Source organism: Thermostilla marina, assembly GCF_054657455.1.
The window spans coordinates 4,910,311-4,922,306 of the sequence record NZ_BAAHYR010000001.1; the positions used below are offsets into that span (position 1 = coordinate 4,910,311).

Sequence of the window (11,996 nt, forward strand, 5' to 3'; positions counted from 1 at the left end):
CTGGGCTCGGATTGACGACGGAAGAACATGAGCACGGAACAACCACTCGATCCGCATCTGATCGAACAGACCAGGCAGCATATTCGCACGTTGGTCTCCGAGATCGCCCAGCTTGCGCGCTCGGATCTGGCCCCCGAGGAATTCGCAGCCGAGTTCACACCGCGTGTCGTTTCTGCGCTGGCGGCCGTGGGCGGGGCCTTTTGGGTGTTCGAAGGCAACCGCGTTTCGCTCGCCTTCCAGATGAACCTCCACGAGACCGGGCTCGACAATCCCGAGGTACAACAAGCGCACGGACAACTGTTGCAGCACGTCATCCAGGAAGGCGAGAACCGGATCATCGGGCCGAATGCTTCGTTCGGCGATGAACACCGCCAAATCCGCAACCCCGTCAACAGCTTGTTGGTGATGGGGTTGATCCGCACGGAGCTGGAGGTCGTCGGCCTGGTCGAAATCTTTCAGCGGGCCGATGCCGCACCGCAGGCCCAAAAGGGGTACCTGCGGTTCGTCGAACAGATGTGCGAAATCGCCGGCGACTACTTCAAGTCGAAGCAGTTGCGGCATTTCTCCGATCGCCAGGTGATGTGGTCGCGGCTGGAGGAGTTCACTCGCCTGATTCACTCCAGCTTGGATCCGCAGGAAACGGCCTACATCATCGCGAACGAGGCCCGGCGCCTGATCGAATGCGACCGCGTGAGCGTGGCGTTGAAGAAAGGCTGGAATTGTCCGATCGAGGCGATCAGCGGGCAGGACGTCGTCAATAAACGCTCGAATACGGTTCGGATGTTGGGGAATCTGGCCAAGGTCGTCGTGGCCGGAGAAGAAGCCGTATGGTACTGCGGCGATACGACGAACCTGGCACCGCAAGTCGAAGACGCCATCCACGAATACGTCGACGAATCGCATTCGAAGACGGTGATCGTCGTGCCGCTGGTGCCGCCTCCGCCGCCGGTAACCACCGACGAAGAAGAGCAAGACGTCCGCGATGCACCGCCAAAGCCGGTAGGCGCCTTGATCGTCGAGCAGATCGAAGACGACCGCATCACACCGCAGCTTCGCCAGCGGGTCGATACCGTCGTCCGGCACGCCTCGGTGGCCTTGGCGAACGCCGTCGAGCATCACGAGTTGTTCTTGATGCCGTTGTGGCGAGCTTTGGGCAAGTCGAAGGTGATCGTTGCCGCTCGGCATTTGCCCAAGACGTTGTTGGCGGCGGGCGCGGTGATCGCGTTCATCTTGGCGATGATTTTCGTCCCCTGGGATTTCAAGGTGCATTGCAAGGGAACTCTGGAACCGATTCAGCGCCGCGACGTGTTCGCCGGAGTCGAAGGCGTCGTCGACGAGGTTGCCGTTCGCCACGGACAACAGGTTGCCGAAGGGCAACTCTTGGTGCGGTTGCGCAATACCGAATTGAAACAATCGCTCGTCGAAATCGAAGGTCAGATCGCCACGAATCTCAAACAAATCGCCGCCTTGCGCAAAGAGTTGACCGAGTCGCGGATGCTCTCGGCCCAGGAGCGCAATCGCCTGTCGGGGCAATTGGCCGAACTGGAAGCCCGCCAAATCAACCTGACGGCCCAGCGTGAAGTCCTCCGCGAAAAGGAAAAGGAACTCGAAGTCACCAGCCCCATGACCGGCGAGGTCGTCACCTGGGACGTGTACAACCGGCTGATCTACCGCCCCGTGAATCGAGGTCAAGTATTGATGCGGGTGGCCGACACGTCCGACGGTTGGCAACTTGAACTCCAGATGCCCGAATACCGCATCGGCGACGTGACCAAGGCTCGGCAGCGGCTGCGCAACGATGATCCCGACGACGATTTGTCGGTCGAGTTCGTGTTGGCGACCGAACCGGGCAAGACCCACATCGGCAAGATCACCGAAATCCACATGGCCGCCGAGGTGATGGGCGAAGAAGGGAACGTCGTCCTGATCAAGGTGGCCGTCGACGAAGACGAATTCGATCCGAGCGAACTGCGGCCCGGGGCGACCGTGAGTGCGAAAATCCTCTGCGGTAAGAAGCCCCTCGGGTACGTGTGGTTCCACGACGTGATCGCCTTCATCCAAACCCGCATCCTCTTCGGGTTGTGGTGATGAAAACCGAGGAAACACAGGATGTATCGAGACGAAACGGAAACGACGATGCCCTCGAACAAGAGTCAAATCCGGCGGCGAAGCACACACTTGCGTGCGGCGGTTGCGTGGTGCGCAACCGTGGTGCTGTGGACGACCGCGTTGCCCGCCGCAGGCCAATCGCCGCAAGTGCTGCGAGTGTCGAATTGTCTCGTGTCGTTGATCGACGACGTCAACGTTCCGGCGAGGGTCGAAGGGCAATTGATCGAGCTTTCCGTCGAGCCGGGAACGCCGGTGAAGAAGGACGACGTCCTCGGGCGCATCGACGACGCCCAGGTGAACCGGCAGATGGAAATTGCCAAGTACCAGCTCGACGTTGCCAAGGAGCAGGCGGAAAACGACGTCAACGTCCGCTATGCCAAATGGTCCGAGATGGTTGCCAAGGCCGAGTACCAACAGGCCCTCGATGCGAACAAGACGGCCGCCCGCTCGTACACCCAAGCCGAACTGCGCCGCTTGATGCTCGAATGGGGACGCACCCAGTTGGGCATCGAACAGGCCGATCACGATTTGACGATCGCGAAGTTGACGGTCAAAGTCCGCGAGGCCGAACTGGCGGCGGCCACCGAAAACGTGAACATGCACAAGATTCTTGCGCCGTTGGATGGGATCGTGGTCGAGCGATTCCATCAGGCGGGCGAATGGGTCAAGCCGGGTGAACCGGTGTTTCGCGTCGTCCGCATGAACCGCCTGCGGATCGCCACCACGCTCGACGCGACGACCGTGGTGCCCTCGCAGGTCGACGGCAAACCGGTGACGTTCACCGTCATGCTGCCGGACGGCAATCCCCGCTCGTTCCAAGGAAACATCGTGTTCGTCAGTCCGTTGGTCGACGTGGGCATGAAATTCCAAGTGTGGGCGGAGGTCGACAACGTCCTCGACCCCGGCGGCAAGCACTGGTTGTTGCGGCCGGGGCTGTCGGGTGAGTTGGCGATCCAGGTCGGCCCGTGATTTCCGCCTTCTTGCCGGGGGGCCGGGAATGTGCGTCGGCAAAAGTTTCGACGCGTTGCTTTTGAAGAAATGAACTCGGCGGCAAGGCGGTAGGAAAGCGAAAGCATCGACAAGCCGTCGTGCCTCGCACGAGGCGACACGACGAACCCCGGGACGGAAACGATCGTATGGCGACGTTGGCCGACAGCCTGGTTTCCAGTGCCGAGCGGAAACTTCCCATCCGCAAGCGGCCGGACCTCTTTGCGCGCCGCCAACAGTACTTGGGCGAAACGTACTGGGTCGTCAAGGATCCGGTCGGCCTGAACTACTATCGGTTTCAGGAAGAAGAATTCGCGATCCTCAACATGCTCGACGGCAACGTCAGCTTGGAAGAGATCAAGGATCGCTTCGAGGCCGAGTTCCCGCCGCAAAAGATCACCTTGGAAGAACTTCAGCAGTTCTTGGGGATGCTGCATCGCAGCGGATTGGTGATCGCCGCCGTTCCCGACCAGGGCCGCCAACTTCACAAACGCCGCGGCGAGCGAAAGAAACAGGAACTGATTGCGGCAGTCAGCAATATCCTCGCCTTGCGGTTCAAGGGTATCGATCCTGAACGGATCTTGAATGCGCTCTATCCGTGGGTTCGCTGGATGTTTCATCCGGTGGTGCTTTGGGCGGCCGTCATCACATGGATTGCCGCGGCGCTGTTGATCACGGTCGAATTTCAGGTGTTTCGCTCGCGGCTGCCCGAGTTCTACCAGTTCTTCACGCCCACCAACGCCCTGTGGATGGCCGCAGTGCTGGCGGTGACGAAGATCTTGCACGAGTTCGGGCACGGGCTGTCGTGTAAACACTTCGGCGGCGAATGCCATGAGATGGGCGTGATGTTTCTCGTGTTGACGCCCTGCTTGTATTGCAACGTTTCCGATTCGTGGATGTTGCCCAACAAGTGGCATCGGGCGGCGATCGGCGCGGCCGGTATCTTCGTCGAGCTTACGCTCGCCTCGCTGGCCACGTTCGTGTGGTGGTTCAGCGAGCCGGGCGTCGTCAACCACACGGCGCTCAACATCATGTTCGTATGTTCGGTGAGTACCGTGCTGTTCAACGGCAACCCGCTGTTGCGATACGACGGCTACTACGTCCTCGCCGATATTCTCGAGATTCCGAACCTGCGGCAGAAGGCGACGCAAATCCTCAGCCGCACCGCCGGGCAATGGTTTTTGGGCTTGGAACCGCCCGACGATCCGTTCTTGCCGCAGCGGAACAAGGGCCTGTTCATCGCCTACTCGATTGCCGCGGCGATCTACCGTTGGGTGGTCGTGTTGTCGATCTTGTTGTTCTTGTACAAGGTGTTCAAACCCTATCGGTTGCAAATTATCGGCCAGGCGATCGCCCTCGGATCGATCTACGGTTTGGCCGTGCAGCCGCTGTATCAGTTGGGCAAGTTTTTTTACGTGCCCGGGAGGTGGAGCCAGGTGAAGAAACCGCGTCTGTACGCCACCCTGGCCGGCTTGGGATTGTTGGCGGCGTTCATTCTATTCGTGCCGTTGCCCTACCGCGTGATGTGCACCTTGGAGATTCAACCGCAGGACGCCGCGCCGGTGTACGTCGATGTACCCGGCCGGCTGGTCGAGGTGTACGTCCGCCAAGGCGACCGGGTCGAAAAGGGACAGCCGCTGGCCCGCTTGGAAGACGTCGATCTGGATCTCGAATTGGCCAAGCTGCGGGAACTGCGGGACCAGTACGCCGTTCGAGTCGATAGTCTTCAGCGACGGCAGTTCGACGACCCCGAAGCCCGCGATCAACTTCCCGCGGCAATGCAAGCCTTGGAAACCGTCAAAAAACAATTGGCCGAAAAGGAAGAGGACTACAAACGCCTGACCTTGACCGCCCCGTGCGCGGGCGTAGTGTTTCCACCGCCGTGGCGGGAAGAACAGGACGATCCCGAAGGTCCGTTGCCCGGCTGGTCGGCAACCCCCTTGGAATCGCACAACCTCGGTGCGTATCTGCAAGAGAGCGATCTGTTCTGCCTGATCGGCGATCCGACCAAGATGGAAGCCATTCTCATCATCGACCAGGCCGACATCGACTTCGTCGCGCCGGGACAATCGGTCAAGCTGAAGGTCAACGAGCTTCCTTGGTCGACCTATTCCGGTGAGATTGCCGAGATCGCCGAGGTTGAACTCGAGGCGGCTTCTCGCCGTCTGTCGGGGAAGGCCGGCGGCGACTTGCCGACGGTCACCGATCCCCGCACGGGCATCGAACGACCGATCAGCACGTCGTACCAGGCCCGCGTGCCGTTGCCCAACGAAGACGGCCTTTTGCGCAGCGGGCTTCGCGGAAAGGCGAAAATCTACATGGATCGGGCGCACTGGCAGACCATCGGGCAGCGGGTGTGGCGTGCTTTCCGCCGCACATTCAATTTCAAGATTTGACCGTTCTCGGGGCTTACCTCTCAGAAGTCTTTCGCCACAAATTCTCGACCGCGCGGCTGATTCGGCAGTGCCGCAACCTTTTCGGTTGTCGGTAAAGTTTTCCTGTTTGTGCCGTCTGGTGCAACCGCTTCGCGCGGGCATGCGAAGTTTTTGGAAGTCGGCTGCTCGCTACATGTGACGGTGTGCGCAAAAACCATACGACGCCGCCTGCCGGTATAAGGCGACGCTTCCGTTCGGGGTGTACGGGATTCGCGGGAAAAATGGGGGCTGGATTTGCCTTCGATTTTTTGACGCCGCCCGTTTTGTGTTCTATGGTTGTCCGGCTTCTTACGGCAACCAGTATCCCAAGGAGAATCGGGAGGAACACGTACGGAGACGACACGCCCCACGCAATCGGTTACGAGCGCGCAATTGTGGCGATCGTAGCGGATTTGCGGCGGTGTGCCTGGACGGCGGCCGAACACGCATCGCATCGTAGTCGACTCGGTGAAAATGGGAACCGCATGCGATTCGGTACGTAGGGGAAAGACAGGAGACGACCCCCGCCGCCGAAAAGGGACGTTCGGATCGAGCGTCCCGGATGGATCATCGAAGTGAGAAGGGAATCCGCATCGATCACCGGGAACGATCGATCGTCGACGAGCGTGTCGGGGCTTCCGGCCGGATGCCTCCCTCGATGAAGGCACAGCTTCGATGAGACGATCCACGGTGCGGCGAATCGGTCACGTCCTTCTCGGCCAATTTTTGGCGTGGTGCATTGTTTGGTCGCCCTCGCTTACGGCGGCGCAGACGATCCGCATCGTCGAACCGCAAGCGGCCGTAGGGGCTGCACCCGAGCTGTTGCCCGTCGCTCCGAATGCCCCGGCACCGACCGTACTTCCCCATCAGGCAGTCGGTTCCGAGGCCGCCGATCCGGCGATTACCGAGTTGCTCGTACGCGGTGCGGCACTCGAACGGCAAGCCCAGTGGGGCGAAGCCGTCGCGCTTTATGAAGAGGCGTTGCGGGAATATCCCGATCTGCCGATCTTGCAGCAGCGTTTCACCGAAGCCCGCCTGCACTTCGACTTGATTCGTCGTTGCGGCGACCACAGCTACATATCGCTCGTGACGCGAACCGACCGCGACGCCGCGATGGCCTTGTACGACGAAACCTTGGTGAAACTGCAATCGCACTACGTCGATACGCCTCACTGGAGCGAGATCGTCGAACGGGGAACGCACGAGCTGGAAATCGCGCTCGACGAGCCGTTGTTTCGGACAGCCTTCTTGCCGAACGTATCGCTCGACGTGGTCGAAGGGTTCGCCGCGCGATTGCACGAGTACGCCGCTCGGCAGGTGATTCGCACGCGAGCCGATGCCCGCGATACCGTGGCCGTCATTTCGAGACTGGCTTCGCAGCAATTGCGGATTCCCGAGTCGGCGGTCGTGTTCGAGTTCATTTGCGGGGCGGTCAACTCGCTGGATATGTATTCGGCCTTTCTTACGCCCAAACAACTCAACGACATCTATTCGCAAATCGAGGGAAACTTCGTGGGGCTGGGAGTCGAACTGAAGGCTGAGAACGGCGCGCTGACGATCGTCCGCGTGATTCCGGGCAGTCCGGCGGAGGCCGCGGGTATCCGGCCGCAGGATCGTATTGTTTCGGTCGACGGCCGCACGACCGCCGAGGTTTCCACCGACCAAGCCGCCGACATGCTTCAAGGTCCCGAAGGTTCGCGAGTGCAACTGGGCGTCGTCTCGCCGGGTGCCGAACCACGGGTTGTGACTGTGGAACGAAGACGCGTCGAAGTGCCCAGCGTGACCGACGCGAAGATTCTCGATCCGGCGACCGGTACGGCGTACTTGAAAATCACGTCGTTCCAGCGGACGACTGCCCATGACCTGGAAACCGCGTTGTGGGATCTTTATCGGAAGGGGATGCGGTCGTTGATCATCGACCTGCGAGGCAATCCCGGGGGGTTGCTGGTGGCGGGCGTCGAAGCCGCCGACAAATTCATCGAACGCGGTGTCGTCGTGACCACGCAAGGCCGCAACCGGCAGGAGAATTTCACCTATACCGCCAACGAAGCGGGAACGTGGCGCGTGCCGTTGATCGTCATCATCGACCGCGACAGCGCCAGCGCCGCCGAAATCTTCGCCGGGGCGATTCATGACCACGGCCGCGGCACGATCGTGGGAACCCGCAGCTACGGGAAAGGTTCCGTCCAAGGAATCTTTCCGTTGGCCGACGGTAGCAGCGGGCTGCGATTGACGACCGCCAAGTTCTTCTCGCCGAAGGGGCAGCCCTACAGTCACGTAGGCGTAAATCCCGATTTGTTGGTGCGGACGACGGCCCGGCCGATCGATGGATGGCAGCCGGCAGGAAGCACCCCTTCGGAAGCGTCCTCTACTCGCGACGTGATGCTCGAAGCCGCCGTGAACGCGGCGCGGCAATTGACGGCGCAACGCACTACCGACGCCCGCTAGAGACGTTTCGACAAGGCGCCCGGCCACGGCATCCTTACGCCCTCTGTACGCGCACGGCAGCTTGTGTTCGCGGAGGGCATGTCTTCGCGATCTGGTGAAGTGTCCTCGGAATGACCGTGCGCCGAGACGATCCCTCGCACGCCGCGTATCCGACACAGGTAGGGTTTCGGCCCAAAAATGCACCGAATGTTGTCAAAGAACGATACAATGGGATCGGAAAGCCAACACGGCGCACGGGAGCCGAACGGCGGCTCGCGCTTCGAGCGGATCGCAGGACCGACACGATGAAGATCGAACGACTGGGGCCGTATCGACTCGTCCGAAAGCTCGGCCGCGGCGGCATGGGGACGGTGTTCGAGGGCGTCCATGACGAAACCGGCGAGCCGGCCGCGGTGAAGATGCTCTCGTTCAGCCTCGCCGAGGAAGAAGATTTTCGGGTGCGGTTCGAAACCGAGATCGAAACGCTCAAGAAATTGCGGCACCCGAACATCGTTCGCCTGCTCGGGTTCGGCGAGCAGGACGGCATCTTGTTCTATGCCATGGAGCTGGTCGACGGTCCCAGCTTGGAGGACGAGATCCGCCGAGGGCGCGTTTTCCATTGGCGCGAAGTGCTCGACTTCGCGATTCAAATCGGCCAGGCCCTGCGACACGCGCACGATCGCGGTGTGATCCATCGCGACATCAAGCCCGCGAATCTGCTGTTGGCTTCCGACGCGGTGGTCAAGCTGTCGGACTTCGGCATCGCGCGGTTGTTCGGCAACACCCGGCAAACGGCGGCCGGCAGTGTGCTGGGGACGATCGAATACATGTCGCCGGAGCAGGCGGCCGGCGTGCGGGTCGATCCTCGCTCCGATTTGTACAGTCTCGGCGGGGTGATGTATGCGCTGTTGGCGGGCAGACCGCCCTTTCGCTCGAAAGTGTTCGCCGAAATGCTGCGCAAGCATCGAACGGAAACACCCGAGCCCGTTCGCCGCTACGCGCCCGACGTGCCGGCCGAACTCGAGCGCATCATTGCCGAACTTCTGGCCAAGAAACCCGAGGATCGCGTCGCCAACGCCCTGTTGCTGACGCGTCGACTTCAGGCGATGAAGCACGCGCTTTCGCCCGAACGACTGGAAAAGCTGGCCGAAAGCCGACGCGAGGCGATCGAGCACCAGTTGGAAGAAATCGATCCTTCGCAAGGGCCGCTTACCTTCGGCGTACCCGGTGAACGCGATCAGACGAACCCCGGGGCCGAGCCGACCCTCGACGTGCCCGACAAGCCCGAATCGTCGGAAGCGACGCTGGAGACTTCGTTCCTGCGCAAACTGGCCGAAGACGCCGCAGCCGAAGCCGACCGGCCCACCGGCGAGTACACGACCGATGCCGCCGGCGAGTCGCCCGAAGACGCTTCGGCAGCAACGCGCGCCGAGGCGCAACCGGCATCCGACGGCCCATCGACAGACGCGGCCACATCCGCAGTGTCTCCTGGGATATCCGATTCCACGCCGCGCAAGGTTTCCGAGACCGCTGCTTCCGGCGAGAAGGGCAACGCCGAAGCGGCCGATTCCGGCGGCACCAAACGGGCGGGAAGCTCACGGTTCGTCGTCGTCACCGAAGAAGACTTGGATCGTTTCGAGGTCGAGCCGATCGAAAAGACGCCGATCTTTTCGCTTCGCACGGGCGTGCTCGTCGCCGGTCTGGTGGCGATCGCCGGGTTCGTCTGGTACATGCTTCAGCCGGTCGACGCCGATACGCTGTACGATCGAATTCAAGCCAAAGTCGCCGACCGCAGCGAAAGCTCTCTCTTGGAAGCCGAAGACGACATCACCGATTTCTTGAGTCGTTTCCCGGGCGACCGGCGTGCGCCTTTGCTGCGCGAATACGCGTCGGAAATCGAGTTGATCCGTCTCGAACGCCGCCTTCAGTTCCGTCTGCGTCACGAAATGACCAACCAGGTCGTCGTTCCCATCGAGCGGGATTATCTGGACGCCTTGCGGCTGGCCGAAGAACAGCCGGAAGAGGCGATCGAAAAGTTGCGGGCGCTGATCGACTTGTACGGCACACGCGCCGACTCCGAACGTGCCGAATCGAACGGGGACGACCCCCGTCCGCTGCCGAATTCACCTCGCGAGCGGTGCGTTGAACTCGCACGTCGCCGCCTGAGCATGCTGGAGCAACAGCTCGAGCCGGTGTTGGCTTCGCATCGCGAAAGCATCATCAAGCGGCTGGATTACGCCGATTCGATCGCCGCAACGCATCCGATCGAAGCAGCCAAGATTCGTCACGCGGTAATCGAGTTGTACGGCGATCGCTCGTGGGCATCGGACCTCGTCGACCGCGCACGCGCGGCGCTCGGTGAGCAACCTTCTGCCGAAGACGAACTCGCCGAACCGTCGAACGACGAAGCGGCCGCCGACCGCATCGGAAGCGAACCGGCTTCCGACGGCGGCTAGTCGCCGCGTGGAACGAGCGCGGCACGAGCTTTCGCGCGAAGGGGCGCCTTTTACAACGACATCGGTTCGGGGCGACGCATCAAGATCGACCAGCCCAAGAATCCTTCGCGGCGGAAGGGGCTTTCGAACCGGAAGTGCCGGAGATGAACGAACTCGAACAATCGCCCCAGTTCGAAGCGGATTTCTTTCTCGGAAACCTGCGGCGGTCCGCCGGAGGCCTCTTCGCCGGTCGCACCGGCCAGCGACAGATAGTACGAGCCCGGCTTCGTGATTCGCCACAACAGGTCGAGAAACTTTTTGAGATCGTGCTGACGCGCGTGGTGGTAGAATCCCGCGTCGTACACGAAGTCGACCGGTTCACAACGCTTGCAAAACTCGTAAACGTCGTCGAGGACGAAGCGGATGTTGACGTCGTATTGTTCGGCTCGCGTGCGGGCGCGCTCGATGGCCGTGGGCGAGAAATCGATTGCCGTCAGCTCGAACCCCTTGCTCGCGATGTAGATCGCGTCGGCACCGGTACCGCATCCCAGCTCGATCGCCGTTCCCGGCGGAATGATCCCTTCGTCGAGCACGCGGACCAATTCCGTCGCGGGACGCCCCGTTTCCCACGGCGGCGTCTCTTCGCGGTAAATGAGGTCCCACTCGTCTTGCGGGCGACTACCGGTTTCCATTTCTTCGCACATCGGCCACACTCCGATAATTGCTAGGGGCGAATGTCGACAGCGAACCGCCGGACGCCGTCCGGCGGATCTCGATCGACGACGCTTTCCACCCTATAATGTTCCGCGCACTCGGCCTCGAAGCAAGCGGACTTGCTTCGGCCGTGCAAGTTTTCTGTCTTGTTTTCAGGTAGGCGAAAGCCTTTTTGCGTTTCGCCGGGGGCCTCGGCAACGCTTCGGCTGCTGTGTGGACGAATCACCTACGGTATCGAGCCTCATGCGAATTCTGGCGATCGGCGACATCCACAACGGTTTCGACCGGCTGCGGCAGATTGCCGATTCGGTCGGTACGTGCGACGTTGCCTTGCTGGCGGGCGATTTGACCCATTTCGGGTCGGCTTCCGACGCCGCCCGCATCGTCGAAATCGTGCGACCGATCGCCCGCAGCGTGTTCGCCGTAGCCGGCAATTGCGACGACGCCGAGATCCAGCGTGAGCTCGAATCGCTGGACGTTTCTCTCGACGGACGCGGTTGCGAGTTGGACGACGTCGGATTCTTCGGGCTCTCGGGCATTCCAACCTGGCGTTCGGGGATGTATCAGTTCACCGAAGAGGAACTAGCCGAACGTCTCGCCCGAGGATTCGCCGAGGTGGAACACCTCGACGCCCGCATCCTGCTCGCGCACGTTCCTCCCCGCGATACGAACCTCGACCGCACCTTGTTCGGATGCCACGTGGGAAGCAGGGCCGTCCGCGATTTCCTCGTGTCCCACCGCGTCGATTTGTGCGTTTGCGGACACATTCACGAAGCCCGCGGAACGCAGCAATGGCATGAAGCAACGTTGCTCAACTGCGGTCCGGCACGCCGCGGATACTACGCCCTTGTCGACTTCGACCCGCAATCGCACGGCGAGAGCCGCGTGCGCGTCGAACTGGGCGGCTGAA

General features: G+C 61.4%; 7 protein-coding genes. 6 read left to right on the forward strand and 1 reads right to left on the reverse strand.

The genetic code is table 11. From position 1 onward, the window contains the following. The first annotated feature begins 27 nt into the window (after window positions 1–27). The 5 genes from ACYQ2I_RS17725 (at window position 28) to ACYQ2I_RS17745 (ending at window position 10,393) form a co-directional block, all read left to right on the forward strand. On the forward strand, window positions 28–2,088 hold the full coding sequence (locus tag ACYQ2I_RS17725) for an efflux RND transporter periplasmic adaptor subunit (protein WP_460168367.1): 2,061 nt from the start codon (window positions 28–30) through the stop codon (window positions 2,086–2,088). Window positions 2,089–2,109: 21 nt separating this feature from the next. Then, the gene (locus tag ACYQ2I_RS17730; protein ID WP_460168368.1) at window positions 2,110–3,078 is read left to right on the forward strand and encodes an efflux RND transporter periplasmic adaptor subunit; all 969 of its coding nucleotides are present in this window, start codon (window positions 2,110–2,112) and stop codon (window positions 3,076–3,078) included. Between the two features lie 167 nt (window positions 3,079–3,245). Further along, window positions 3,246–5,492, forward strand: a complete 2,247-nt coding sequence (locus tag ACYQ2I_RS17735; RefSeq protein WP_460168369.1) for a biotin/lipoyl-binding protein — start codon at window positions 3,246–3,248, stop codon at window positions 5,490–5,492. Between the two features lie 693 nt (window positions 5,493–6,185). Next, window positions 6,186–7,958 carry a S41 family peptidase gene (locus ACYQ2I_RS17740; RefSeq protein ID WP_460168370.1) on the forward strand — a complete coding sequence of 591 codons (1,773 nt, stop codon included), beginning with the start codon at window positions 6,186–6,188 and terminating at the stop codon, window positions 7,956–7,958. 284 nt (window positions 7,959–8,242) lie between these two features. Then, a complete protein-coding gene (locus ACYQ2I_RS17745) occupies window positions 8,243–10,393 on the forward strand; it encodes a serine/threonine protein kinase (protein WP_460168371.1) in 2,151 nt (716 codons plus the stop codon). 50 nt (window positions 10,394–10,443) lie between these two features. On the opposite strand, the gene ACYQ2I_RS17750 is transcribed toward ACYQ2I_RS17745, so the two are convergent. Continuing rightward, window positions 10,444–11,076 carry a class I SAM-dependent methyltransferase gene (locus tag ACYQ2I_RS17750; protein ID WP_460168372.1) on the reverse strand — a complete coding sequence of 211 codons (633 nt, stop codon included), beginning with the start codon at window positions 11,074–11,076 and terminating at the stop codon, window positions 10,444–10,446. A 253-nt stretch (window positions 11,077–11,329) separates the two neighbouring features. Here ACYQ2I_RS17750 and ACYQ2I_RS17755 point away from each other — a divergent pair, with 253 nt between their 5' ends. After that, window positions 11,330–11,995 (forward strand): metallophosphoesterase family protein, encoded by a 666-nt coding sequence (locus ACYQ2I_RS17755; protein WP_460168373.1) that lies wholly within the window; start codon window positions 11,330–11,332, stop codon window positions 11,993–11,995. Window position 11,996 lies beyond the last annotated feature (1 nt).

Excerpts from the sequence above, each read along its gene's own strand:
- ACYQ2I_RS17725 (WP_460168367.1), top strand. The coding sequence starts at position 28 with ATGAGCACGGAACAACCACTCGATCCGCATCTGATCGAACAGACCAGG.
- ACYQ2I_RS17730 (WP_460168368.1), top strand. The coding sequence starts at position 2,110 with ATGTATCGAGACGAAACGGAAACGACGATGCCCTCGAACAAGAGTCAA.
- ACYQ2I_RS17735 (WP_460168369.1), top strand. The coding sequence starts at position 3,246 with ATGGCGACGTTGGCCGACAGCCTGGTTTCCAGTGCCGAGCGGAAACTT.
- ACYQ2I_RS17740 (WP_460168370.1), top strand. The coding sequence starts at position 6,186 with ATGAGACGATCCACGGTGCGGCGAATCGGTCACGTCCTTCTCGGCCAA.
- ACYQ2I_RS17745 (WP_460168371.1), top strand. The coding sequence starts at position 8,243 with ATGAAGATCGAACGACTGGGGCCGTATCGACTCGTCCGAAAGCTCGGC.
- ACYQ2I_RS17750 (WP_460168372.1), bottom strand. The coding sequence starts at position 11,076 with ATGTGCGAAGAAATGGAAACCGGTAGTCGCCCGCAAGACGAGTGGGAC.
- ACYQ2I_RS17755 (WP_460168373.1), top strand. The coding sequence starts at position 11,330 with ATGCGAATTCTGGCGATCGGCGACATCCACAACGGTTTCGACCGGCTG.